Annotated in this window: 29 protein-coding genes; 27 read left to right on the top strand and 2 right to left on the bottom strand. The window is 30.2% G+C overall.

The genetic code is table 11. From position 1 onward, the window contains the following. The first annotated feature begins 31 nt into the window (after positions 1 to 31). From fliJ to BV55_RS0114085, 22 genes are all read left to right on the top strand, one after another. A complete protein-coding gene (fliJ, locus tag BV55_RS0114195; RefSeq protein ID WP_029453472.1) occupies positions 32 to 469 on the top strand; it encodes a flagellar export protein FliJ in 438 nt (145 codons plus the stop codon). Between the two features lie 8 nt (positions 470 to 477). After that, a complete protein-coding gene (locus BV55_RS0114190) occupies positions 478 to 1,884 on the top strand; it encodes a flagellar hook-length control protein FliK (protein WP_242850901.1) in 1,407 nt (468 codons plus the stop codon). A 22-nt stretch (positions 1,885 to 1,906) separates the two neighbouring features. Next, complete coding sequence (locus tag BV55_RS0114185; protein ID WP_029453470.1) at positions 1,907 to 2,578, top strand: flagellar hook assembly protein FlgD; 672 nt, start codon at positions 1,907 to 1,909, stop codon at positions 2,576 to 2,578. A 1-nt stretch (position 2,579) separates the two neighbouring features. Then, positions 2,580 to 2,975: a TIGR02530 family flagellar biosynthesis protein gene (locus tag BV55_RS0114180; protein ID WP_029453469.1), complete on the top strand. Its 396-nt coding sequence runs from the start codon at positions 2,580 to 2,582 to the stop codon at positions 2,973 to 2,975. Between the two features lie 77 nt (positions 2,976 to 3,052). Then, the gene (locus tag BV55_RS0114175; RefSeq protein ID WP_029453468.1) at positions 3,053 to 4,132 is read left to right on the top strand and encodes a flagellar hook-basal body complex protein; all 1,080 of its coding nucleotides are present in this window, start codon (positions 3,053 to 3,055) and stop codon (positions 4,130 to 4,132) included. Positions 4,133 to 4,248: 116 nt separating this feature from the next. Further along, entirely contained in the window at positions 4,249 to 4,440 is a 192-nt protein-coding gene (locus BV55_RS0114170; protein ID WP_029453467.1) for a flagellar FlbD family protein, read from the top strand. 13 nt (positions 4,441 to 4,453) lie between these two features. Continuing rightward, positions 4,454 to 5,266 (top strand): motility protein A, encoded by an 813-nt coding sequence (locus tag BV55_RS0114165; protein ID WP_029453466.1) that lies wholly within the window; start codon positions 4,454 to 4,456, stop codon positions 5,264 to 5,266. Then, entirely contained in the window at positions 5,259 to 5,993 is a 735-nt protein-coding gene (locus tag BV55_RS0114160; protein ID WP_029453465.1) for an OmpA family protein, read from the top strand. Before BV55_RS0114165 ends, BV55_RS0114160 begins: the two co-directional genes overlap by 8 nt. Continuing rightward, positions 5,990 to 6,460 (top strand): flagellar basal body-associated FliL family protein, encoded by a 471-nt coding sequence (locus BV55_RS0114155; protein ID WP_029453464.1) that lies wholly within the window; start codon positions 5,990 to 5,992, stop codon positions 6,458 to 6,460. Before BV55_RS0114160 ends, BV55_RS0114155 begins: the two co-directional genes overlap by 4 nt. 45 nt (positions 6,461 to 6,505) lie before the next feature. Beyond that, complete coding sequence (locus tag BV55_RS0114150; protein ID WP_029453463.1) at positions 6,506 to 6,868, top strand: flagellar biosynthetic protein FliO; 363 nt, start codon at positions 6,506 to 6,508, stop codon at positions 6,866 to 6,868. Then, positions 6,861 to 7,628 carry a flagellar type III secretion system pore protein FliP gene (gene fliP, locus BV55_RS0114145; RefSeq protein WP_029453462.1) on the top strand — a complete coding sequence of 256 codons (768 nt, stop codon included), beginning with the start codon at positions 6,861 to 6,863 and terminating at the stop codon, positions 7,626 to 7,628. The genes BV55_RS0114150 and fliP overlap by 8 nt, the downstream gene beginning before the upstream one ends. Before the next feature lie 10 nt (positions 7,629 to 7,638). Next, complete coding sequence (gene fliQ, locus BV55_RS0114140; RefSeq protein WP_029453461.1) at positions 7,639 to 7,908, top strand: flagellar biosynthesis protein FliQ; 270 nt, start codon at positions 7,639 to 7,641, stop codon at positions 7,906 to 7,908. 11 nt (positions 7,909 to 7,919) lie between these two features. Next, on the top strand, positions 7,920 to 9,761 hold the full coding sequence (locus tag BV55_RS0114135) for a fused FliR family export protein/FlhB family type III secretion system protein (protein ID WP_029453460.1): 1,842 nt from the start codon (positions 7,920 to 7,922) through the stop codon (positions 9,759 to 9,761). A gap of 16 nt (positions 9,762 to 9,777) precedes the next feature. Continuing rightward, positions 9,778 to 11,850, top strand: a complete 2,073-nt coding sequence (flhA, locus tag BV55_RS0114130; RefSeq protein WP_029453459.1) for a flagellar biosynthesis protein FlhA — start codon at positions 9,778 to 9,780, stop codon at positions 11,848 to 11,850. Further along, complete coding sequence (gene flhF / locus BV55_RS0114125) at positions 11,851 to 13,131, top strand: flagellar biosynthesis GTPase FlhF (RefSeq protein ID WP_029453458.1); 1,281 nt, start codon at positions 11,851 to 11,853, stop codon at positions 13,129 to 13,131. Next, the gene (locus BV55_RS0114120) at positions 13,125 to 13,982 is read left to right on the top strand and encodes a MinD/ParA family protein (protein ID WP_029453457.1); all 858 of its coding nucleotides are present in this window, start codon (positions 13,125 to 13,127) and stop codon (positions 13,980 to 13,982) included. The genes flhF and BV55_RS0114120 overlap by 7 nt, the downstream gene beginning before the upstream one ends. Before the next feature lie 14 nt (positions 13,983 to 13,996). Continuing rightward, on the top strand, positions 13,997 to 14,653 hold the full coding sequence (locus tag BV55_RS0114115; RefSeq protein ID WP_029453456.1) for a flagellar brake protein: 657 nt from the start codon (positions 13,997 to 13,999) through the stop codon (positions 14,651 to 14,653). Between the two features lie 38 nt (positions 14,654 to 14,691). Continuing rightward, positions 14,692 to 15,390, top strand: coding sequence for a FliA/WhiG family RNA polymerase sigma factor (locus BV55_RS0114110; protein ID WP_051652564.1), 699 nt, complete (start codon positions 14,692 to 14,694; stop codon positions 15,388 to 15,390). 5 nt (positions 15,391 to 15,395) lie between these two features. Next, positions 15,396 to 15,827 carry a DUF6115 domain-containing protein gene (locus BV55_RS0114105; protein ID WP_029453454.1) on the top strand — a complete coding sequence of 144 codons (432 nt, stop codon included), beginning with the start codon at positions 15,396 to 15,398 and terminating at the stop codon, positions 15,825 to 15,827. Between the two features lie 196 nt (positions 15,828 to 16,023). Continuing rightward, positions 16,024 to 16,806, top strand: a complete 783-nt coding sequence (locus BV55_RS0114095; protein WP_029453453.1) for a flagellar hook-basal body complex protein — start codon at positions 16,024 to 16,026, stop codon at positions 16,804 to 16,806. A 12-nt stretch (positions 16,807 to 16,818) separates the two neighbouring features. Next, positions 16,819 to 17,610, top strand: a complete 792-nt coding sequence (locus BV55_RS0114090) for a flagellar hook-basal body complex protein (RefSeq protein ID WP_029453452.1) — start codon at positions 16,819 to 16,821, stop codon at positions 17,608 to 17,610. A gap of 156 nt (positions 17,611 to 17,766) precedes the next feature. Beyond that, positions 17,767 to 18,534, top strand: coding sequence for a hypothetical protein (locus BV55_RS0114085; RefSeq protein ID WP_029453451.1), 768 nt, complete (start codon positions 17,767 to 17,769; stop codon positions 18,532 to 18,534). 136 nt (positions 18,535 to 18,670) lie between these two features. Here the strand turns inward: BV55_RS0114085 and BV55_RS0114080 are convergent, their stop codons facing one another. Continuing rightward, entirely contained in the window at positions 18,671 to 20,317 is a 1,647-nt protein-coding gene (locus tag BV55_RS0114080) for a putative manganese-dependent inorganic diphosphatase (protein WP_029453450.1), read from the bottom strand. Positions 20,318 to 20,484: 167 nt separating this feature from the next. Between BV55_RS0114080 and BV55_RS0114075 the strand changes: the two genes are divergently transcribed. Continuing rightward, on the top strand, positions 20,485 to 23,040 hold the full coding sequence (locus BV55_RS0114075) for a calcium-translocating P-type ATPase, PMCA-type (RefSeq protein ID WP_029453449.1): 2,556 nt from the start codon (positions 20,485 to 20,487) through the stop codon (positions 23,038 to 23,040). A 134-nt stretch (positions 23,041 to 23,174) separates the two neighbouring features. On the opposite strand, the gene BV55_RS0114070 is transcribed toward BV55_RS0114075, so the two are convergent. Next, on the bottom strand, positions 23,175 to 23,594 hold the full coding sequence (locus tag BV55_RS0114070; RefSeq protein ID WP_029453448.1) for a hypothetical protein: 420 nt from the start codon (positions 23,592 to 23,594) through the stop codon (positions 23,175 to 23,177). A 394-nt stretch (positions 23,595 to 23,988) separates the two neighbouring features. Between BV55_RS0114070 and deoC the strand changes: the two genes are divergently transcribed. The 4 genes from deoC to sigF all read left to right on the top strand — a co-directional run bounded on the left by deoC (position 23,989) and on the right by sigF (position 26,429). After that, positions 23,989 to 24,663, top strand: coding sequence for a deoxyribose-phosphate aldolase (deoC, locus tag BV55_RS0114065; protein WP_029453447.1), 675 nt, complete (start codon positions 23,989 to 23,991; stop codon positions 24,661 to 24,663). A gap of 221 nt (positions 24,664 to 24,884) precedes the next feature. After that, positions 24,885 to 25,211: an anti-sigma F factor antagonist gene (gene spoIIAA, locus BV55_RS0114060; RefSeq protein ID WP_029453446.1), complete on the top strand. Its 327-nt coding sequence runs from the start codon at positions 24,885 to 24,887 to the stop codon at positions 25,209 to 25,211. Between the two features lie 22 nt (positions 25,212 to 25,233). After that, positions 25,234 to 25,662, top strand: coding sequence for an anti-sigma F factor (gene spoIIAB / locus BV55_RS0114055; protein WP_029453445.1), 429 nt, complete (start codon positions 25,234 to 25,236; stop codon positions 25,660 to 25,662). An 8-nt stretch (positions 25,663 to 25,670) separates the two neighbouring features. Then, positions 25,671 to 26,429 carry an RNA polymerase sporulation sigma factor SigF gene (gene sigF, locus BV55_RS0114050; RefSeq protein WP_029453444.1) on the top strand — a complete coding sequence of 253 codons (759 nt, stop codon included), beginning with the start codon at positions 25,671 to 25,673 and terminating at the stop codon, positions 26,427 to 26,429. Positions 26,430 to 26,465: the final 36 nt, after the last annotated feature.

Genomic DNA, 26,465 nt, shown 5'->3' with positions numbered 1-26,465 from the left:
TAAAATGCAACAATAGAGAGGAGATTAAGCATTGGCATTATTTAACTTTAGACTTCAAAAACTTTTAGATATACGGACAGAAAAAGAAGAAGAAAGCAAACGGAATTTCAAAGAAGCACAGGGTCAAAAGGATAAGGTAGAAAATTCTCTAAATAATATGAAACAAAATTATAGTAGATATAATTCTGTAACTATTAAGGAAGATGTTGTGCAACAAAAGATAAGAAGAAATTATCTTTATGCATTAAATACATCTATAGATGAGAAAACTATTGAGCTTAATAAAAAGATAATTGTACTAGATAAAAAACGAGAAGAACTAAAAGAAAAACAGATAGATAGAAAGACTGTAGAAATATTAAAAGATAAAAAGAAAACAGAGTTTTTAGATATAGAAAAACATGTAGAACAAGTACAAAATGATGAGTTTGCCTTATATGGGTATATGAGAAATCGTGAAGGGAGGTGAGATATTTGATGCAAGGAATAAAACCTAGTAATACTTATGATTATGCTAAAACTAATGCTCCTAAGCCTAAAGATTTAAAAGACAAATCTTTTATAGAAAATCTTGCTTTATTATCTAAAGATAATTCTAATAAAGAAGATAAATATAATTTTAACAATGGAAAAGATGAAGTTAAAGATAATCCAAAAGAATCTACAAATGCTTTAAAAGATAAAGTAGGTAGTGATTCCACAAATGTAATAAAAAAGGATAATTATCCCCTAAAAGAAGACATATGTGATTTAGAAGAAGCTGAAACTTATGAAGAAATTAAAGGTTCAATGGATAAATCACTATTCTTTATGGGGCTTTTTGCATTGCTAAAAGATAATGATTTAGATTTAACTAAAATTGTTGAGGAGAATCCGGAAATTAAGGAGAGCCTAGATAAAATAATATTTAATTTTAATGAAGGTGACTCAAAAGATATAAATCCCTCATTAAATGATATTGAAAGCTTATTAAATGAAATGTTACAAGAAGAATTAGAACCTTTAAAGGGGCACGAATTAGAGGCTTTGAAGAGTGAGGTAAATAACTTAAAAGTTAATGATGAGGTCAATATTATTAATATTGAAAAGGAACCTAAGGAAAATAGCAATATTAAGGATATAATAAATAAAATATATGATCTTTCATTAAATAGAAAGTCTGAGCAGACAGAAGGTTTAGAATCAAACCTAGAGGGAGAATCTGAAAATAAACAAACTACTTTATCCTTAAAAACAAATAAAGTAGAAACGTCACTAGATTCAGATAATAAAAGTCCTTTTTTAACTAGTGGCAATGAAGAAGATAAAGAGTTAAACCTGTTAAAGAGTTTAATAGGAGAAAAGAAGGTTGAAAAAGACTTTACTAAAACCTTTATGATAAATAAAAGTCTTATGAATAATGGAGAAATATTAGAAGCTAATGGAACTGAAAATATAGTAGCTACAAAGGAAACCATGGTTTCTGATGTGATTAAATCTGTAAGATTTATGGAGATAAACAATGTAAAAGAACTTACAGTTAAAATTAATCCAAAGGAACTTGGACAAGTTATTATAACATTAGTACAAGAATCAGATGGTATGAAGGCTAAAATAATGGCTAGTAGCAAAGAAACTTATAGCTTATTAAATTCTAATTTAAAGGATCTTAAAAACGGGATGATTGAAATGAATTTAAAAGTAAATGAAATTCAAGTAGGTATTTCTACAGAAGATTTTATGTCTTATTCAAATTTACCACAGGGCTTTTTTGAGAGTGAATTTGAGAAACGACAATCTAATAATGGTGGAAAGCCTAAAAATATAACTGAGGCTGAAGACACAATGATAAAAGAAAATGATAAAGAAATTATAGAGAATGGTAAGATTAATATGTTAGCTTAAATGATTTTAAAGGAGGAATAAGATGTCAGGAATAAATAGGCCTACTGAATTTAATTTAAAAGATGGTGTAGTTACTGATAATTATACGGATAGAAGGACAAAGATAGTTAAAAATGGGGGAGGACTTGATAAAAATTCATTTTTAAAGATATTAGCGGCACAGCTATCAAATCAAGATCCATCTAATACAGGCGATACCACAGCATACATAGCTCAAATGGCTCAATTTGCATCATTAGAACAAATGGCCAACTTGAATAACACTACATCCAGTATGGCAGCAAGTTCGCTTATTGGTAAGGGTGTAACCTTAAATTATGCTGATGATGGTGGAAAGCCTTATACAGGAATAGTAAGAGGCACAGAAAACAGGCGTGGAGAAACAATTTTAGGTGTAGAAGTTAGAAAAGGTGAAAAAACAGAAATTTTAGAGTTTGCAATGGCAGATGTTATTTCTATATTAGATGTGCCAAATCTTGATGTGGAAAATATAAATTCAAATACATCATTATTATATGCTTCTTCCCTTATTGGAAAAAAGGTAGAGCTTACAGGAGAAAAGGAAGATGAAATAATAAAGGGTGTAGTTACTTCAGTATTTAGGGAAAAAGGACTTATTAATGTTACTGTAAGGCTTGAAGATGGCGAAATAAAAAAATATTCTTATACTAAGATAAACAAGATATCGGAGTAAAATGAGTTATAGAATAATCAATGGAAAGCCTTATTTAATAGATGATTTGCAGAGCTGTAAGTCCAAGGAAGTAGTTAAAAAGGTTAGCAATAATAAAGAATTATCTAATTCTAAAAGTTTTAAGGAAGTTTTAGAATTAAACATACAAAAGGACATAAAAATTTCTAATCATGCATCTGAAAGAATGAAGGATTTAAATTTAAATCACATAGATATGGAAAATATTAAAGAAGGAATAAATAAAGCTGAAAAAAAGGGATCTAAAAGTTCTTTAATATTATATAAAGACATGGCTTTTGTAACTAGTGTACAAAATAGGACAATAATAACAGTAATTGATAAGGAAAGAGCAAAAGAAAATGTATTTACTAATATAGATAGCGTAGTTATGTTATAGGCTGGACCTGATTTCAGGGGGCCTTTCCTTGTGGAAATATAGAAACAAGGATATTAAATAAAAGTGAGGTATATTAAATGATAAGATCCATGTATTCAGGAATTAGTGGTATGAGGGTAAATCAAGTAAAGTTAGACGTTATAGGAAATAATATAGCAAACTCTGGAACCACGGGATTTAAGACTCAAAGAGTTAGATTTCAAGATATGATAAGTCAAAATATGGGGAGTGCTTCAGGACCAAGTAGGAATCTAGGAGGAGTTAACCCAAGGCAGGTAGGACTTGGAGTGCAACTTGCAGGAATAGATACAGTGGTATCTCAAGGAAATATGCAGCCTACAGCAAGAAATTTGGATGTAGCAGTAGATGGAGATGGATATTTCATGGTAGCTAGAGGTGAAACAACATTTGTAGATGGAATTAAAATTTATGATGCTGCTGATCCTAAAGACTTTCAGTTACCAACGGATACTAAGGGATTAGATATTATGTTTACAAGGGATGGATCATTTACCACAGATCACCAAGGTAATCTTCTTAATTCAGATGGACTTAGAGTGCTTGGATATTCTTTAATTGGTAGTACAGATGCCAAAGATAAGCCAGAAGATGTTGATGCTGAAAGTATGCCAGTTGGTGGCACGGGTGATTTAAATTTTGTAGACGCAGATTCTAAAAAGCTACATGCTAGTGGAGATTTAAGGACACTTAAAATACCTGAAACAATAAAAGTAACAACTGCTGGAGGCACTGAAGATAAAAGAATTACATCCTTTTCTATTGAGAAAAATGGTGTAATAAAGGCTACCTTAGAAGGTGGGGCAAAGGCTGTTATAGGTCAAATAGCTATGGCTTCATTTAAAAATCCTGCGGGACTTGAGAAAATAGGAGGAAACTTATTAAAGAGTTCTCCTAACTCAGGTAATGCAATAATTAGAACAGGAGTAATGCCTAAACCAGAAAATCCAGGGGATGTTGATCCAAGCAATGAAGCAGGATATGGTCAGATGCTTCAAGGTGTGCTTGAAATGTCCAATGTAGATCTTGCAGAGCAATTTACAGAAATGATAGTAGCAACAAGATCCTTTCAAGCTAATGGTAAAGCAATATCTACCGGAGATGAAATACTTCAAGATATAATAAATCTTAAAAGATAGATAGTTAAGGGTTAGAAGTAAACATTAATCTTATAGAGTTATTAATGAAACACTGTAAAAGAAATTTTGCTTTTAACCCCTAATTTTTAACTTTTAATTATAGGGAGGGGTATAATATGGTGAAACTTGTAGGCCTCAATCAAAAAGAATTTATACTAAATGCCGAACAGATTGAAAAAATAGAAGAAGTTCCGGAAACTTTGATTACTTTGGTAAATGGAAAAAAGTATATAGTTCTAGAAACCCCGGAAGAAGTTATAAACAAAGTTATAAAGTATAAAAATAAGATATTTAATTTAAATTTGTAGGAGGCAACTAAAGATGAAAAAACAGGATGTGCTCACTCTTATAGGTGTTGTGGTAGGGGCCGCAATGCTTGTATGGGGGATGGCTTTAGGAGGCGCAAATCTTAAAATATTTTGGGACTTTTCATCCCTTGTAATTACTGTATTTGGGTCCTTTTGCGCTTTACTTATAAACTATCCTATATCAGAATTTAAGAAGCTAGGAAAGGTTTTGTTAGAATCATTTAAGGAACCTATCCTTTCACAACAGGAAATGGTAAGTCAATTTGGAAGTTTATCAAGAAAGGCTAGAAAAGAGGGATTATTATCTTTAGAAGATGATATTTCTAAATTAGAAGATGCGTTCTTAAAAAAGGGTCTACAAATGGTGGTAGATGGAATTGAACCTGAAACTATAAAAGATATAATGGAACTTGAAATTGATGAAATGGAAAGAAGACATATAACAGGAGCAAACATATTAAAAGCTTGGGGAGGATATGCACCTGCTTTTGGTATGATAGGTACACTTATAGGTCTTATACAAATGCTTTCAAATTTAACCGACTCTAATGCTATAGCATCAGGTATGGCAAAGGCTCTTATAACTACATATTACGGAGCTGTAATGGCTAATTTATTCTTTAATCCAATGTCAGCAAACCTAAGTTTAAAAAGTGGGAAGGAAGTTGCCACAAGAGAGATGATGTTAGAGGGCATTTTATCTATACAATCTGGAGTTAATCCTAGAATTGTAGAGGAAAAGCTTATAACATATCTATCACCAAAGGAAAGAATGGAATATGCTAAAATTAGCTCTACAGGTCAGGGAGGGACAATAGATGGCTAGAAAAAAGGATGGCCCAAAAGTTGAAGAGTTAACTGGAGATGAGTGGATTGCTACATATTCTGATACTATAACTCTTTTACTTACATTTTTTATATTGCTATATTCTTTTTCTTCAGTGGATCAAGAAAAGTTAAAACAAATTTCTACAGCTCTACAAAGTGTTTTAAATGGAAGCGGAGGAGTTGGAATCTTAGAATTTAATATGAATAATGGAGATGTTCCTATTGTAGGAGAATCTATTCAAAAGGATAATCTTCCTCAAGCAGAGGCTGATATGTATAGTAAAGTTAAAGAGTTTGTAGATGAAAATAATCTTTCGTCTACAGTGGATATACAGCAAGATGAAAGAGGAGTAATAATACAACTTAGGGATAATATCCTTTTTGAATCAGCAAAGGCTGATATAAGAGAGGAAAGTAAGTCTATACTCGATAAAATAAATAATCTTATGGATACATTTCCAAATCATATTGTAGTAGAAGGTCATACAGATAATCTTGCTATAAATACATTTAAATATGAAAGTAACTGGGAACTTTCTACAGCTAGGGCAGTAAATGTGGTTAGATATTTTGTAGAAACAAAGGGACAAAAGCCCGCAAGATTTGCTGCTGCTGGATATGGCGAATATAAACCTATGGTAGCAAATGATAGCAATGATAACAGGTCAAAAAATAGAAGAGTTAATATTTTAATTCTAGCTACAGATAAGGAGAAGAAGCAATGAGTGAAAAAGATTTAAAAGAAAAAAAAGGCGGAAATACTCTAAAGATAATCTTAATAATATTACTAACCTTAGTACTTTTAGGTGGGGTTGTTTTTGGAGGAATGTTTTTTGTGACAAAAAACAAGCAAACTGCAAGTGCAGAGGTAGCTGTGGTGAAGGGTGAAGAGATAACTAACTCTCTTGATGAATTTTTAGTTAATTTATCCGATGAAGGTGGTAAGAAATATTTAAAGGTTAATGTATCTGTAGGATATGGACCTAAAAATAAGAAACTAGAAAAAGAACTATTGGAAAAAAAGGCTATTATGAGAGATACTGTTATAAGCGTTTTAAGAAATAAAAAAGCTGCAGATATGACAGTCAAGGGAACAGAAGACCTTAAAAAAGAAATTTTAGATAGATTAAACCCTCTTTTAAACAATGGTAAATTAACAAATGTATATTTTAGTGATTTATTAGTTCAATAAGGATTAATATGAGTTTTAGTAATTTGGAATAAGGAAGATGAATAAATGGACTATGAATTTATAAAGATGATGATTCAAATCGTGATATTCCTTCCCTTTATTTTATTTCTTGTTTACGTATCTTTAAGGTTTGGGGGAGGAAAAGTTCAATCTATTCAAAATGGAAAGTACATAAAAATTTTAGAAAAGGTAAATGTAAGTAAAGAAGGCAATATAATTTTAGTTAAAATAGGAGAAGAATATCATATAATGACTTCAACAAATAAAGAAATAAAAGAAATTGGTGTGTTAAGCAAAGAGGAAGCTTTAAAATATGAAGTAGACAAAAAACTTTCAGATGATCAATTTAAAGAATATAGAAAGAAGTTTAAAAGACGAATAAAAAAAGGAAGATTTAAGGATGAATAGAAAAAAGACCTGTATGACAGTTTTAGCTATGATTATAGTAATGATTGCAATAGGTTCAGTGTCAGCAAACGCGGCTCCAACGGTACCTATTCCAAAGATGAATTTTAATATAGATGGGGCAACTTCAAATGGTGATTATGTAAGCAGTATAAAAATGCTGATAATGCTTACTATACTCACAATGCTTCCAGGATTTATTATAATGATGACCAGTTTTACTAGAATAATAGTAAGTTTTTCATTTTTAAAAGGAGCTCTTGGAGCTCAACAATCAATACCTAATCAGGTTTTAATTGGACTTGCTTTATTCCTAACTATATTTATAATGGCACCTGTATATAATGATATAAATGAGGCTGCATTTAAGCCATTGATGGAGGAAAAGATAACAACAGAAAAGGCCTTTGAAGAAGGCGCAAAACCTTTAAGAGAGTTTATGCTTAAGCAAACGAGACAAAAGGATTTAAGCTTATTTATGGAAATAGGGAAAATGGGAGAAGAGGTAACAAAAGAAGATGTTCCTCTATATGTAGTAGTTCCTGCATTTGCTATAAGCGAACTTAAAACTGCATTTCAAATAGGATTTTTGATATACATTCCATTTATTGTTATAGATATGGTAGTAGCAAGTGTTTTAATGTCTATGGGAATGTTTATGCTTCCACCAGTACTTATATCTATGCCTTTTAAATTGTTATTATTTGTTATGGTAGATGGATGGTATTTAGTTGTGCGTTCTTTAATACTAAGTTTTTCGTGAGGTGGTATAGATGACTGAAAATATGTTGATGGGGATTTTGAAAGAAGCTATAAGTACAGGACTTATGATAGCGGCGCCTATATTAGCAGTATCTATAATAGTTGGGCTTCTTATAAGTATATTTCAAGCAACAACACAAATACAAGAGCAGACACTTACCTTTGTTCCAAAACTTATAGCTATAGCTTTGGTAGGGCTTACTACAGGGAGTTGGATGTTGCATAAAATGATGGGATTTACTGAAAGAATATTTCAAATTATTTCTACCATAGTACAATAGGGGGAATTGGATTGTTAGATTTAGCATATTTTACGGCACTTATGTTAGTATTCATAAGACTTGGTAGTTTTTTTATAGTAACACCAATCTTTTTCCCCAATGGAACACCTAATAGATTAAAGCTTTTTCTATCCATTATTATTGCATACGCTGTATTGCCCGGCATTGATTATACAAATTCAGTTATGGCTATAAATAATAATTATGCACTTATACTTGCCATAATAAATGAGGCTATGTCTGGAATTGTACTTGGAATTGTTACAGGTATGTGTTTTTATTTTATACGAATGGCTGGAAACTTAATGGATGTCCAAATAGGTCTTGCTATGGTAAGTATGTTTGACCCTAATACAAAAAGTAATTCAACCCTTTTTGAAAGATTAATGTACTGGATGAGTTTAATTATTTTTTTCATATTAGATGGTCATCACATGATTATTTGGAGCTTTTTAGAAAGTTTTGATGCGGTAGCTTTAGGGAAGTCCCTTATAACACAAGAATCAGCAATGCAAGTTATACATTCATTTATACAATATTTTTGGATTGGAATAAAGATAGCATTACCTATTATTATGATAATAATTATTACAGATCTTACTTTAGGACTGGTTGCAAGGACAGTACCACAGCTAAATATAATGATTTTAGGTCTCCCAATGAAAATAGTTGTGGGATTACTTACATTTTCATTAGCATTACCAATGTTTTTTAAAGGCGTGGTATCAGCTATGGATCATATACCTGAAATAATGAGAGAAATGTATAAGTTCATACCAATAGTATTTATTTTTGCAACAGAAGAAAAAACTGAAGAGGCTACATCTCGTAAGAAATCGGATGCGAGAAAGAAAGGGCAAATAGCTAAGAGTAAAGAAGTAGGACTTGCAATGACACTTTTGGCTACTACTTTAGTTATAGCAACTTTAAGTAGTTTTTCTTCTAAAGTACTTAAGGAAAATGTAGTATATATTTTAGGTGATAAATTAAATATGGCTATAAATGACTTAAACTTAAGAAACCTTGCAATAACAACTCTTTTAGAGTTTGCTAAAAGTTTCTTACCCATAGTGTTACCTATAATGCTTATGGGCATCCTTGCTAATTATGCTCAAAGCGGATTTTTATTTAGCACTGAACCTATAAAGCCTAAGCTTTCAAAAATTAATCCTATAAGTGGATTTAAAAGAATGTTTTCTTCACGAACTCTAGTTGAGCTTTTTAAGTCTATGGGAATAGTTATAGTAGTTGGTTATGTAGGATATAATTTTATGGTGGATAACTATAAAGAGATACTTACAGTAGGAAATTTACATATAAGCTCTATGGGACCCTTTTTCAAACAACTTATTTTGATTATATTTAAAAAGGTAACTTTAATAATGATTGTATTAGCAGTTTCTGACTACATATATCAACGATATATGTACAATAAGGATCTTAAAATGACAAAACAAGAAATAAAAGAAGAATACAAGCAAGATGAAGGAGATCCCGAAATTAAGGGAAAGATAAAACAAAAACAAAGAGAAATGGCTACAAGAAGGATGATGCAATCAGTTCCAGATGCTACGGTAGTTGTAACAAACCCAACTCATATAGCTGTAGCGCTTAAATACGAAGAAGGTAAAAGCGAAGCACCAATGGTTGTAGCAAAGGGAAGTGAAGGTATTGCTCTTAAGATAAAAGAAATAGCAAAAGAAAATAACATACCTATAATTGAAAATAAACCTCTTGCAAGACTTATCTATGAAGAGGTTGAAATAGATTCTGACATACCAGCTAACATGTATCAAGCAGTGGCAGAAATACTTGTTATAGTTTTTAAGTTAAGTAAAAAAAGAATAAAATAGCTTTAAAGGGTGATTAATTTTGGCTGAAAAGAAAAAATATAGTTTTGATATAAGAACTAAATATGATGTAATAGTTGCAATTGGTGTAATTAGCATTGTAATGATGATAATAATACCATTGCCAGCTTGGATTTTAGATATATTATTAGCACTTAATATAACTATATCTGTGGTTATAATGTTACTTACTTTATTTACAACAGAGGTTTTAGAATTTTCTGCTTTTCCAACAATGCTACTAATAACTACACTTTTTAGATTAGGACTTAATATATCATCTACAAGGCTTATACTTTCAGATGCTTATGCAGGTGAAATAATTAATGCTTTTGGAAACTTTGTTGTTAGGGGAAACTATGTAGTAGGAATAATTATATTTTTAATAATAATAATAATACAATTTGTGGTAATTACAAACGGTGCTGGTAGAGTATCAGAGGTTTCAGCAAGATTTACTTTAGATGCTATGCCAGGTAAACAAATGAGCATAGATGCAGATCTTAATGCAGGACTTATAGATGAAATGCAAGCTAAGGATCGAAGAAAAAAGTTGCAACAAGAAGCAGACTTTTATGGAGCTATGGATGGAGCATCTAAATTTGTAAAAGGAGATGCTATTGCAGGTATTATAGTAACTATTATAAATATATTAGGTGGAATAATCATAGGTGTGGTTATGCTTAAAATGGATGCATCAACTGCAGCTAAGACCTTTGTAAGTCTTACAGTGGGAGATGGACTTGTAAGCCAGATACCAGCTCTATTAATATCTACAGCTTCAGGTATTTTAGTTACAAGATCAGGAAGTGAAGAAAATTTTGGTAATGTAATAATCAAGCAGTTAACAGCATTTCCAAAAGTTTTAGCCCTTGCTTCTGCTACTTTGTTTTTCTTTGCAATAATACCAGGACTCCCTACATTTACATTCCTGTTTTTAGCTGTGGCAGTAGGTGCCCTAGCTTATGCTCTTTATAAAGAAGCAAATGAAAAGGTAGTTATGGCAATGGAAACAGAACAAGCAGAAATAACGGAAACAGAGAGAAGAGAACCAGAAGATGTAATGAATTTAATAAATGTTGAACCTATTGAAGTAGAAATGGGTTATGGGTTAATACCCTTAGCAGATGAGTCTACAGGAGGAGATTTATTACAAAGAATATCTTCTGTTAGAAGGCAGTGTGCAATTGAGATGGGCATAGTTGTTCAACCTATAAGGATAAGGGATAACCTCCAATTGAAGACTAACGAGTACGTATTTAAAATAAGAGGTACCATAATACAATCAGGGGAGCTTATGCCAAATATGATTTTATGTATGGATCCAAGTAATGAAAATTTAGATATTGCAGGAATAAAAACAGTAGAGCCTACCTTCGGTCTGCCAGCTAATTGGATAAATAAAGACCAAAGGGAAGATGCCGAAATCAAAGGATATACTGTAGTAGATCCTACAACAGTTATGGTAACTCACCTAACTGAAACCATAAAAGCTCATGCACATGAACTTTTAGGAAGACAAGAAGTTAAGATGATTATAGATTCTGTAAAGGAAAAGTACAACACTGTAGTAGAGGAGTTAATTCCAGATCTTATGACTATCGGAGAAGTACAAAAGGTACTTCAAAATTTACTAAGAGAAAAGGTACCTATAAAAGATATGGTAACTATTTTAGAGTCTTTAGCAGATAACTCTAAAAATACAAAGGATATAGAACTTTTAACAGAATACGTAAGATTTTCCCTTGGAAGAACCATTTGCAATGCTTTTATTGATGAAAATAGAACAATTACTGTGGCAACACTTGATCCTAGTATTGAGGATATAGTATCAAACAATATTCAAAAGACTATGAGTGGAAGCTTTCCAGCAGTAGATCCAGACACTACAGGTAGAATACTTACAGCTATAAGGAATGTTCTAGATACTGTTTACTTTTATGATAATCAACCAGTTATACTAGTATCTCCTAAAATAAGGCCAGCTTTTAGAAAACTAATTGAGATGGTTTATTCTAATATTGCAATTATATCATTAAATGAGATACCAAATGATGTAGAAATTAAGGCTGAAGGAGTTGTAAGTATATAGATGATTATTAAGAAATATATCGTAAACAACATGAATGAAGCAATGACAAGAATAAGATATGAACTTGGGAAAGATGCAGTAATTATAAGTCAAAGAAAGATAAGAAAGCCAGGTATAAAAGGATTTTTTGCTAAAAAGGTTATAGAAGTAACCGCTGCAGCTGAAAATCCTTCTTCTAAAAAAGAAGAAGAATCCATGGAGGACAGCTTAAAAACCATAAGTAATATAATTAAAAATGAAGGTGAATATAAGATTGAAAACAATATGAGCAATAACCAACCTTCAATAAAAGATGATATTATAATTCCTAAAACAAATATTCATATAAAAGATGAGAATAATAAAGATTTAGAAAAGGATAACGAAAATAGCTCATTACATAAAGAAGACAATTATGAACTTACTCAGCAAATAAAAGAAATGAAAGATATTTTAAATAAACTTTCGATAAAAAAAGATGATTCAATTATAGAGGATAGTCATAAAAAAATTGGAGATTTAAATGACTCCAAAGAATATATAGAAATAGAGAAAATGAAAAAGTTTCTTAGAGGACTAGATATAGATGGCTTTTTAGTTGATAATATAATAGAAGATGCAAAAAATATAAAAGATCCTTTAGATATGAAAGAAAAAGTAAAGAAGGTAATATTAAATAGTATAAATATATCTACAGAGGATAATTTTATTGGAAAGGTTATATTTGTGGGACCAACAGGCGTAGGGAAGACCACTACTATTGCAAAGCTTGCAGGGAAGCTTTCTCTTATAGAGAAGAAGAAGGTTGGACTTATAACCTTAGATACCTATAGAATAGGTGCTGTAGATCAGCTAAGAACTTATGCAGATATTATGGGTATAGACTTTAAAGTAGTAATGAATCAAAAAGAAATGAAGGAAGCCTTAAAATCCATGGAAAATATGGACACAATACTTATTGATACAACAGGTAGAAGTAGCAAAAATATAATGCAAATATCTGAACTTAGGTCCTATATAAATAAGATTGATGAGGCAAGAATATATCTAGTATTAAGCTGTACAACTAAGGATAAAGATATAGATTTTATAACAGAGGCCTATAAAATACTTAAATATAATAATGTTATTATTACGAAATTAGATGAAACATCTTCTTATGGGTCAATATTACAGATATTAAATAGATCAAGTAAGCCTTTAAGTCTTGTAAGCACAGGACAAAATGTGCCTGATGATATTAAAGTTTTAAGCAAAGAAGAACTTCTTAAGTTAATCTTTCAGGAGGATACTATATGTTAGATCAGGCAGAAAGACTAAGAGAAATAGCCTATGATCATAAGACTAATAAAAGCCCAAAGATAATAACCATAACCTCTGGAAAAGGAGGGGTTGGAAAAAGTAACATTGTGGTTAACCTAGCTATTGCTCTCCAAAGATTAGGTAATAAAGTTATGGTTTTTGATGCGGACATAGGTATGGGAAATGATGATGTACTTTTAGGAATTATATCTAAATACAATGTTTTTGATATAATAGATAAAGATAAAGAAATAGAAGAGGTGCTTATAGAAGGACCTTTTGGAATAAAGCTGTTACCAGGTGGGTCTGGCGTAAATAAGATAGAGGAGCTTACTGATGATGAAAGAAGAAAATTTCTTAGTAAATTAACATCTTTAGAAGATTTGGACTTTATTCTTATGGACACTGGAGCTGGAATAAGCAGAACTGTACTTGCTTTTGTATCTACAGCAGAAGAACTTATTGTAGTAACAACTCCAGAGCCACCATCAATTACAGATGCTTATAGCCTTTTAAAAGCTGTAAGTCATTTTAAATTAAAAAGTAAAGTTAATATAATAATTAATAGAGCATCAGATTACAAAGAAGGTGAAATAACCTACAATAAATTAAAAAATGCAATGAATTCTTTTTTAAAAATGGAAGCTGTATATTTAGGAACAATTTTAGATGATAAAAAAGTTACAAAAGCAGTTAGGAGTCAAAAGCCTTTTGTGCTTGCGTATCCTTTATCTGTAGCATCAAATGACATTTTATCTATAGCAGAAAAGATAAATGGAAGTAAAGAAGAAGAAACTATGGGGATTGGAATTCAAGGTTTGTTTAAAAAAATATTTAGTATATTTTCATAGGGAGTTGGGTTGATTTGAAGGATTTAGTCATAAATATAAATAATAAAATTGAAGTAGAATGGGATAAAAAGTATTATAAGAGCAATATAATGGATGTGAACGATAAGTTTATTACTATAAATATTCCAATGCTTGAAGGAGGATATCTTACCTTATCAAAGGGAGATTATATAGAGGTTACATATTATAACTCTAAAGATATATATAAGTTTCATAGTAAGGTTATAGGAAGAGATATTAAGGACAATTTGCATGAGATATATATAGAACACCCGAAAGATGTAAAAAAGGTTCAAAGAAGAAATTATGTAAGGGTATTTTATGGCCACAATATAAAATATTATATCTTAAAAGATAAGTTAAATTCAAATATAAATTTAGGTCAGGGTATCTTTGAAGATGCTATAATTATAGATATAAGTGGCGGCGGTATGAAGATAAAAACATCTAAAGAATTATCTTTAGGAGATATTATCATATCAAAGCTTACAATAGATGATACAGAACTTTTTGTTAAAGGCAGAGTGTTAAGAAGCATAAAAGATGAAAATAAGCAAAATATTTGTGGAATATCTTTTATAGATATGGATGGGAAAACCATAGAAAAGGTTATACAATTTGTCTTTCTTCTTATGAGAAAGCAGAGAAATGCTGCACTTAAGGAGGGATAAAGGTGGGGAATTTAGAGAATTTAGAGATAAAAGAAGAAATGGTAAAGGAATACACTCCACTAGTTAAATATCTAGCATCTAGGGTTATAATTGGAAAGTCTAAATACATAGATTACGAAGATTTATTAAGCTGTGGTATGATAGGACTTATGGATGCTTTTAATAAATTTGATGAGAGTAAGGGTATGAAATTTTCAAGTTATGCATCTATAAGAATAAAAGGCTCCATGATAGATGAGATAAGAAAAAATGCACCTATATCTAAAACTGCTATGGACAAGCTTAACAGATATAATAGGGCAGTAGATATGCTTCAAAATAAACTTATGAGAGAACCAGATGTAAATGAAATATCAAAAGAATTAGGTATCTCTATTCATGATATAGTTGAAATTGAAAATAGCATAAATTATATATCTATGGTATCACTTGAAAACTTAGTTTTTTATGAAGAGGATGAGATGAATCTCATGGGGTCTATAGAAGATAAATTAAGCCCATCACCATCAGATATGTTAGAAGAAAAGGAAAAGCTTGAGTATCTTGTGAAAGGGTTAGATTTATTAAAAGAAAAAGATAAGTTAGTATTGTCATTATACTATTATGAGGGACTTACACTAAAAGAAATAGGAAAAGTGTTAGAAGTTTCAGAGTCTAGAGTATGTCAACTTCATACTAGAGCTATAGTAAATTTAAAAATAGCTATGAAAAAATTAAAATATAGTCAAATGGAGTGAATTCTATGCCAATAGTTCTTATAATTATAGCGGTATTACTTATAACTTTTAATATTAAGGCTATAAAAAATGAAGATAAAAAATTTAAAGATGTTTTAGATGAAAAAGAAAGGTCTATGACGCCATCTGATATTGCTATAGGTGAAATAAGGAAAGATGTAGCAGAAAGCCTTTTAGAAATACAACAAGATATAGAATTACTAAAGCATAGTGTGATTAAGTACGATAAAGAACAAGACAAAGAAAATGATAAAGAAGAAGAAAATAAAGAAGATCAAAATAAAGAAGATCAAAATAAAGAAAAAACAGATGAAAATAATAAAGTTACAGCAGTAATAAAGCTTCTATCTATAGGTAAGGATGTAGATGAGATTTCAACAGAGCTTAATCTAGGCAAGGGGGAAGTACTATTAATAAAAGAATTATACAAAAAATAAAAGATGTATTTATTTTTTTTAGCGATAGAAAGATTTTATTTGGTATAGGCGTAGGTATACTTATTGGAGTTGTTTTTATGTTTAGTTATAAGGTTGAAAACTCTATGACTAGGGAAAAGATAGAAGAAAAGGCTAGAATTTATGGAATGGATTATCCAGAAGAATTTAAAGTTATAAACAAAAAGGAAGTGGAGTAATGATAAGAGGTATATATACTGCAGTATCGGGACTAATAGCTGAAGAAGCAAATCAAAATGTCATATCTTCTAATATGGCCAATGCAAATACTGTAGGATACAAATCAGATAGCCTTATAATTAAGAATTTCGGAGATGTTTTAATAGAAAACTATGATAAGGTTTCAGGTGGAAAGAATGTAAGAAACACTATAGGAGGATTGTCACTTGGGAGTAAAATAGATGAGACAGTAGTTGATTTTACTGGAGGATCTATTGAATCTACAGATAAGGAAACTGATTTTGCAATAGAGGGCAGAGGCTTTTTTACAGTGAGGAAAAACCCACCAAATGGTAATGGTACGTTTTATACAAGGGATGGTCATTTTCATACTAATTCTAGAGGCTATTTGGTTACAGATAGTGGTGATGATGTTATGGGAATAAACAGTAGAACTGGTGCTACAGAACCTATATTTGTAGGCAATGCAAAGTTAACTATGGATTATAACGGGAACCTAAAATTAAATGATGTAGAAGGTTATAGATTAAGTACTGTAGACTTTCAAGATTATAAAGGACTTAAAAAAATAGGTGATAATTTATATCAAGGTGAAAACCCTATTAACACAGAAGATATTTTAATAAAACATAAGGCTTTAGAAAGATCAAATGTGAATGTTATAGAAGAGATGGTTAACATGATGACTGTAATGAGAAACTTCGAGACAAATCAAAAGATTGTACAAACTCTTGATGAAACATTAAATAAGGCAGCAAATGAAATAGGTGCTGTAAGGTAGGGGAGATTACATATGTTAAGAACACTTTGGAATAGTAAAACTGCTATGATGGCAAATCAAAATAAAATAGATTCTATATCAAATAATATATCCAATTCCAATACTGATGGATATAAAAAGATAGATGTAAGATTTAAAGATCTTATGTATGAAACTTTAAATAGACAAGGGTATCCTCTAACTGAAAATAATAATAGACAAGTGGATCCATATAATGGTGGAGGTTCAAGAAGTACAGAGGGTATAAGGGTATTTACTCAAGGAAACCTAAAACAAACAGGTATAAACACTGATCTTGCTATAGATGGTGATGGACTTTTTAGACTTACAAGGCCAGATGGCAATATTGTATATAAAAGAGCTGGATCCTTTAATATAGATATAGCTAGAGGCACTTTAGTAGATGATATGGGAAGTTACCTAAATATAGAATATAAGGATGGAGTAGATTTAAACAATGCAGGTCTTGAAAGTAGCAAATTAACCGTAAATAAAGATGGTACTATTTATAGTGGGAGTGCTAACTCAAGGGTAGAGATAGGAAGAATACCACTATATAAACCTGTAGGAGATGAGGCTTTAATTTCTGTTGGAGAAAGCTATTTTGCCTTAGTAGAAGGCGCTGAAGTAGTTGAAACATCAGATTATGATTTAAGACAAGGTTTTGTAGAAATGTCTAACGTAGATATGTCAGAAGAATTCACTCAGCTTATATTAACTCAAAGAGCTTTTGAATTAAATTCAAAAAGTCTTAAAACAGCAGATGAAATGTGGGGATTAATAAATAACCTTAGAGGAAGATAGTGATTTAATGAATCGGGAAAGTTTAGGATGTGACCTAAAGACTTTCCTGTTTTTTTATGTCTAATTATAATATTTTATAAGAATGTTAAGAGTTTAGAATATATCCTTCTATATTAAAATATACATTAGTATAGTATTTATTTAAGGAGAAGATTTATGGGAATTGGATATATATTGGGGTGCTTAATAAGTATAATTTTTTGGAAAGCAGAAAGACAAGTTGTTTTTAGAAACTGTGACAATATACTTAAGAAAAGGTTTAGATATAAAATGTTAGTGAATATATTTTATATAATATTTATATTTCTTGTATATAATTTAATGAAAATAGCTCCCAAAAATGAAATAACAAATTTTATAATAGCCTTTATAGTTATAGATATTAGTAATAGTGAAAAGAAAAATTTAGAGCATGAAGGACCTATAAAATTTTATGGGTCAATAACTTTAGCTTGCAAGTCAATTTTATGTGGATTTGTAGCTCCACTATTTTATATAGCTCTATTTTCTAATACTGTAGGTATCATATACTTTTTAATATATAATATTAGCGAACTTAAAGATTATGATATATTTAAAATATTACACAATGTTTTAAACATATTACCAGCTCTAATTATTCAGCTATTTTTTTACTTTATATATATCTTTAGAAATAAAAAGTTTGAAATAGACTTTAAAGGAGATTATATTAAAAACTCTCTTACAAAGCCTCTCCTTAATATAGAGATAATGGCAGCTTATATAGAATCTGTAAACTTTTATCATCACTTTGAGAAAGATTCTATAAATTATATTAAAGAATATGGAGTATATAATAGTAAAATAGATGAATATTGTATAAAGGATTATTTAAGTGTCACCTACGCCCTATCATTTATATTTTTTGCAATGTTTATGGGAGTAGTATTTTTATATAAATAGATTAACTAAATATGATTACTTTTAATATGTATTTTATTAGCATACTTAAGACTTATTAATATTTAAATAAAAAAAAGAAGAAATAATATAATTTATTTCTTCTTTTTTTATGTCCTATAGGTACTATTACTTAATTTTATTTAACCATAGTTATAGCAGTACTTAAAGGAGGAATTACTTGTTTCTTCCTAGATAAGATTCCTGGTAGGAATACAGATTCCTTATTATTAAGTTTTATATTAAAAGCTTTTGATACCATATCTTTACTTGGTCCACTAGCCATAATCTCTGATCCTACATTTAATATATCTGTTAACATAAATATTAAAATGTTAAAGTTTTCTTTAACAGCTTTAGCTTCCATAAGGTTTATCATATCTGCCTTTATAGGCAAGAAACTTTCTATGTCCATAGTATTTATTTGAGACACACCAATTTTCATATTACCAAGGTTAAATATTTTAAAGTCTTGATGGAATACATCTTCGGCAGTTCTATCTATTAATGAAGTACCAGCTTTAAACATTTCCTTTGCAAAAGTTTCTACATCTAAGTCAGCTATTTGAGCTAATCTTTTAAGTATCATTTTATCTACATTAGTAGCAGTAGGGGACTTAAATAAAAGTGTGTCTGAAATTATAGCAGCACATAATATACCAGCTACCTTTTTTGAAGGCCTAATGCCATTTTCAAAGAAAATAGATCCTATTATTGTGGAGGTACTTCCAACAGGTTCATTTCTAAAGTAAATTGGAGTACCTGTTTGTACGTCAGCAATTCTGTGGTGATCAATTATTTCTAAAACTTCAGCATCTTCAAGACCATCTACAGATTGACCTCTTTCATTATGATCTACGAGTATAACCTTTTTTTTGTTCCTTGATATTAGATGGTATCTTGAAATACTTCCTATTATTCGATTTTCAATGTTAACAACAGGATAACTTCTATATCTAGTTTCAATCATAACATCTCTTATATCATCTACAAAATCTTCTGTAGAAAAGTTAATTATATTATCTTTCGCCATAACATATTCCACAGGAATGCTCTGAGTTATAAGCCTTGCTGTGGTAAAGGAATCATATGAGGTTGAAATTAGAGTGCAACCATTTTCTTCTGCTTTTTTTATTACAGCATCACTTACTTCTTGAGTTCCTGTAACTATGACTAGAGAGGATTTAGCATTTATAGAAATAAGTTGATTATCTTCTCTATCACCTACAATTGCAATATCTCCTTCTTCAATTAAACATTGTATGCTTTCGGGTTTCATAGCAGTTACTATGATTTTACCTTTAAAGCTAGTTGACCCTTTATAAATAAAAATTGGTTTTGCAGATAAGGTTTCTAAAATATTTTCTAGTTTAGTATTACTTTTAGAAAGTATATTAGTATCCCAAACATCCATAAATGTTGAGGTAAGATTAGATACTGAAACTATACCTTTTAAGTATTCATTTTCATCTGTTACTGGCAAGGTCTTAAGGTTATGTTTTTTCATTATGTTCCAAGCCATTTTAAGGGATATGTCTGGTGATATAGGAGCTATCTTATCTATATTTAAATCAGAAACTTGAAGTTTTACAGTTTCTATTAGTTTTGGAGATTCCACTTCAAAGTAGTCTAAAATAAACTTTGTTTCTCTATTTAGTTCCCCAAGTCTTACAGGAACCGCTTCGGTATCTTCTGTTCTATTTTTAAATTCAGCATAGGCAATAGCTGCGCAAATAGAATCACTATCTGGATTTTTATGCCCTGATATATATATTACATCTTTCAATTTTAAATAACTCCTTTCAAAGATTTTTTATAAATCTTTATTAATCTATTTTAGCTACAAACTTTTAAGTTGTAAAGTATCCTTATGAAACATATATTACTATAGGCAATAAATATTGTGAAGAGAATTTTAAAAACATCATAAGTTTGTAAGGAGGAGGACAAGAAATGTTTCAAGAAAAAGAACTATATAGGGGACTAAAAACTAAAGAAGCTGAAAGACTTCAAAAAGTTTACGGATTTAATGAACTTTATCAGAAAAAGAAGATATCACCTTTAATTATATTTTTATCTCAATTTAACGACTTTATAACTTGGATACTTATTGCAGCAACTATAGTATCAGGAATAATGGGGGATATGGCAAATGCTATTACAATAATAATAATTGTTATAATAAATGCTATTTTAGGGTTCATTCAAGAATATAAAACAGAAAGATCGCTAGAAGCACTTAAAAATATCGCTGCACCTACAGCAAAAGTTTTACGTGATGAAAAGATTACAGTTATAAATGCTAAGAGTGTTACAATAGGAGACATAGTCATACTAGAGGCAGGGGATAGGGTGCCAGCTGATGCTATCCTACTTGAAGGTATAAATGTTGTGGTAGACGAATCCATACTTACAGGGGAATCAAAAGGAGCAAATAAAGGCATAGGTGTTAAGGAAAATAAGTTATTTATGGGAACTACCATATTAAAAGGAAGGTGTACTGCTAGAGTTTTTGCCATAGGTATGAAAACTGAAATGGGAAAGATAGCAGATATGATCCAAAACATAGAAGAAGAAAAGTCGCCTTTAAAAGAAAAGTTAGCCTCTCTTGGTAGAGTGCTTGTAGTAATGTGTCTTTGCATTTGTGCAATAGTTACATTAGTTGGTATCAGTAGAGGACAAGAGCCCACTGAAATGTTCTTACTTGGAGTAAGTCTTGCTGTTGCAGCTATACCAGAAGGATTACCTGCAATAGTTACAGTGTCTTTAGCCCTTGGTGTATCAAGGATGTTAAAAAGGAAGGCTTTGGTTAGAAAGCTACCAGCAGTAGAGACCTTAGGATGCACTTCAATTATATGTAGCGATAAAACTGGAACTCTTACAGAAAATAAAATGAAAGTTAAAGTTGTATATCAAAATCAACATATCTATGATTTAGAAAAGATAAGTTTATCAGATAACATATTGTTAAAAAAGGCCTTTGTATATTGTAATGACTGCTCTTATGACTTTGAAGCAAAAAATATAAAAGATTCATTAAGAGGAGACCCTACAGAAGTAGCATTGATTAAAATGTTTTATAAAAATCCTAAGGACCTTAAAGGCTTTGTTTTAAGATCAAGTAGGGTACATGAGATACCCTTTGATTCTACAAGAAAGATGATGTCTGTAATAATTAGAGAAAATGGTAGAGAATGTTGTTATGTTAAAGGAGCACCGGAAAGAGTAGTTGATAGATGTAGGTACATTTATGAAAATGGTAAGGTAGAAATGCTTACCTTGGATAAAAAGAAAAAAATACTAAATGCAGTGGATGAAATGTCTAAAAGTGCATTAAGGTGCATAGCTGCAGCTTATAAAGATAAGAATTTATCAAAGGGAGATAGTTTAGAGACAAATTTAATATTTTTAGGCATAGCAGGTATAATAGATCCGCCAAGACCTGAGGTAAAAGATGCAGTTTTAAGATGTAAAATGGCAGGCATAAAACCTATTATGATTACAGGGGATCATCAAAATACAGCTTATGCCATAGGAAAAGAACTTGGTATTTGTACTAATATAGATGATGTGATGATTGGTAATACAATAGAAAATCTTGAAAATAAAGACCTAGAAAAGGCTGTAAAAAATATAAAGGTATTTGCAAGAGTAAGTCCAAGCCATAAATTAAGAATAGTAAAGGCTTTTAAAAATCAAGGTAACATAGTGGCAATGACAGGGGATGGCGTTAACGATGCACCAGCAATTAAAGAAGCTGACATAGGTATAGCCATGGGAATATCCGGTACAGATGTAACAAAAGAGGCTTCATCTATGATATTAATGGATGATAATTTTGCCACAATAGTAGCAGCTATAGATGAGGGGAGAACTATTTATAATAATATAAGAAAGTTTATTAGATATCTTTTATCTTGTAATCTTGGAGAAGTTCTTACTATGTTCTTAGCATCTATATTTTATTTAGAAAATCCACTTACACCTATACAAATACTCTTTGTTAATTTAGTTACAGATGGACTTCCAGCTATAGCTTTAGGGGTAGACCCATCAGAGGAAGATGTGATGTTAGAAAAGCCTAGACATAAAGATGAAAGTATATTTTCACATGGTCTTAGTGAAAAGATATTAATACGAGGTAGCCTTATTGGCATATGTACTTTACTCTCTTTTATTGTAGGTAAATATTATAATATGAGTCTTGAAGTTTGTAGAACAATGGCTTTAAGTACTTTAGTTTTATCTCAACTTATTCATGTTTTTGAGTGTAGGTCTGAAAATCACTCTATATTTGAGATAAATCCATTTACTAATGTTTATTTATTAGCAGCGGTTTTAATATCTGTATTGATGCTTTTAGGCATAATTTATATACCTTTATTTCAAAACATATTTAAAACTACAGCATTAGGAATTGGTCAGTGGTTATTTATAGTATTTTTTTCTGGTATAATTACACTTATAAATGGATTGTATCTTTATAAGAAAGATCATTATAAAGGTTAAACAAGTTTTTATTAATTAGATATAAATAGTATTAATATTAAGTAGAAAATGAATTATGTAGATCAATTAAAAGTAATATGATTTTGTAATAAAATAAAATCTCTTCCCAATATATTAGAGAAGAGATTTTATTATTATTGCTTTATTCTTTGAACCTTTTGCGATTTTTTTAACTGAGATTTATCAACTGGTACTAAATCTTTTTTTGTAGTAAGATTCATGATATTCATTATCTCAATAGATTCTTTATTATCTTTAGACTTTTTACCCTTTTTTGATTTAAGACCTTGAATAACTAGAAGGTGACCTGGATTAATATTTATGAAGCCAGGTTTTTTGAACCATTTATGTTTTTTGTAAATACACTTTACTATTCCCTTACTTCTTTCAGGTCTTACAATTAATATTGCACTTATTTTATGAAACAGCCATAGTATAGTCTTCTCTTCTACTTTAACGGATACTACATTTCCTTGAATTTGTGCTAATCTATCTCCATACTTAGTTATATAAGCATCTGTATAGTGCTTAGCTAATTTTTCTCTAAAACCCATAGTTATAACTCCTTTTCTAATAATATAATGTATGAATTTATTAATGCTTTGTAAAATAAATATATATAGATATGCTACTACTAAAGTGTATTATAACACAGCATAAAAATATGTGAAATTAAAAAATAATAATTCACAATATATATTGTGACTATCTTATATATTATATCAGAAAGTTAATAAATTTAAAACATGATACAAAGGTATAAAGACAATTTTAAAGCCTAATTAACATATTAATTGTAGGAAAACTATTAAACATATTGTTTAATTATATATATTGGTATAAAATGAAATTATGTATAAGGTATTAAAATTGCAATTAATAAATATATTTGCAGTTTTGTTGAAATACTTATCAAAGTATTTATAAAAAAGTTTTAGGAGGCGTATTATGGATAAAAAAATATTAGCAAAGTATATTGACCACACCTTATTAAAGGCTGATGCTACAGAGTCACAGATCAGGGTATTATGTGAGGAAGCTTTAGAAAACAATTTTGCATCAGTTTGTGTAAACCCTTCCAATGTTGCATTATGTTCAGAACTATTAAAGGGCAGTGATGTTAAAGTATGTACAGTTATAGGATTCCCTTTAGGAGCTAACACTAAAGAGGTTAAAGCCTTTGAAGTTCAAGATGTTTTGAAAAATGGAGCCAAAGAAGTGGATATGGTTATAAACATAGGTAAGCTTAAAGCTAAGGATTATGATTATGTAAGAGAAGATATAAAGGCCGTTGTAAATGCAGCAAACAAGAAAGCGCTTACAAAAGTTATAATAGAAACTTGCCTTCTTACAGATGAAGAAAAAATAATGGCTTGTAAACTTTCTAAAGAAGCGGGAGCAAATTATGTTAAAACTTCCACAGGGTTTTCTACAGGAGGAGCAACAGCAAAAGATGTTAAAATTATGAGAGATACTGTTGGAGAAGATATGGGAGTAAAAGCATCTGGTGCAGTAAGGTCTTATGAAGATGCAATAAATGTAATAAATGCAGGTGCTTCGAGAATAGGAGCTTCAGCTTCCATAGCTATATGCGAAGGTGGAAAATCAGACTCTAATTATTAAAATTTTAAAGTATAAAAAGAAGTAGAATTTAATTTCTACTTCTTTTTTTGCGTTTAATAGCTAATTAATAGATATATATAGTACTTTTTAAATTATAATAAAATAATTAAATGGAATTTAGTTGAAAAAGAAGGAAAATAATGAACCTTATAGAATATACTCATTTAGGAGATTACTTTATAGGAGGTGAAATGCTCTTAAAATAAATTAGGAGTGTGATTATGTATCTTAAATTTGATAAAAAAGATGATAAACTAATAGTTTTATTAACGGGAGAATTAGATCATCACAGCGCAGAAGAGGTAAGAGCAAAGATTGATGATAGATTAGACAGGGATAATATAAACAAGCTTGTAATGAATTTTTCTGGGGTAACATTTATGGATAGTTCAGGTATAGGGGTAGTTATAGGTAGGTATAAAAAGCTTTTAGGGAAAAATGGTGAGATTTGTGTAGTAGAAGTAAAGGACAGGGTAAAAAAGGTATTTGAATTATCAGGTATGTTTAAGATAATAAAAAGCTATAACACCCTAGAAGAAGCCTTATAGATATTCAATGGAGGAATAAAAGATGGTAGATAATATTATGAAAATAGAATTTATGAGCAAATCTCAAAATGAAAGCTTTGCAAGAGTTGCTGTAGCATCCTTTGTGGCCCAACTAGACCCTACCCTAGAAGAAATTGCAGATATTAAAACAGCTGTTTCTGAAGCTGTAACAAACTCTATAATACATGGATACCAAAATAAAAAAGGCATGGTTTTTATAGAAACTTATATAGAGAACTTTGAAGTAACCATTATTGTAAAAGACAATGGTGTTGGTATAACTGATATAGAAAGAGCAATGGAGCCTTTATACACATCAAGACCTGATCTAGAAAGGTCTGGTATGGGATTTACTGTTATGGAGACCTTTATGGACGAGCTAAGGGTTTTAAGTAAAGAAGGAGAAGGTACTAAGGTAATAATGAAAAAGAAATTTAGACCTTTGGAATAGGTGAAAATATGGATAAGGAAATACTAAAGAAAGAAGAGTATAGTTATGAAGATAATTTAGAACTTATAGTTTTGTCAAAAACAGGTAATAAACTTGCAATGGATAAGCTTATAGAAATAAATATACCCTTAGTTTCATCTATTACTAAAAAATTTATGAATAGAGGGTATGAGTATGAAGATATATTTCAAATAGGATCTATGGGACTTATAAAGGCAATAAATAACTTCGATGCAAGTTATAATGTAAAGTTCTCTACCTATGCGGTCCCTATGATAATAGGAGAAATAAAAAGGTTTATACGAGATGATGGGATGATAAAAGTTAGTAGGAGTGTTAAAAGTATAGCGAGGAAATTACATTATGATAAAGAAGCTTTAAGCAAAGAACTAGATAGAGAGCCTACTTTAGATGAACTTTCAAAGTTTTCACGAGTGGACAAAGAAGATATAGTATACGCTATGGAATCTGCTAGTAGCATACATTATCTTTATGACACTATACATCAAGACGATGGCGCACCAGTACTTTTAATAGATAAGCTTAGTGAAAAGTATGAAGAAGATGATTCGCTAATAGATAGACTGGCACTTAAAGAAGCCCTAGGAGATTTAGATGCTAAATCAAGGCAAATAATAATGCTTAGGTACTTTAAAGACAATACTCAAGTAGAAGTTGCTAAAATGCTAGGAATAAGTCAGGTACAAGTTTCTAGAATTGAAAAAAAAGTATTAAAAACCATGAGGAAAACCTTAGAAAAGGAATAACATAGGGTTTGCTCACAAATAGCAGTTAATAGATAT

The sequence above is a fragment of the Clostridium algidicarnis genome (genome assembly GCF_000703125.1).
GTDB classification, from domain to species: Bacteria; Bacillota; Clostridia; order Clostridiales; family Clostridiaceae; genus Clostridium_L; species Clostridium_L algidicarnis.
Note: the sequence above shows the minus strand (reverse complement) of the source record. Positions and strands in the feature narration are given on the sequence as shown.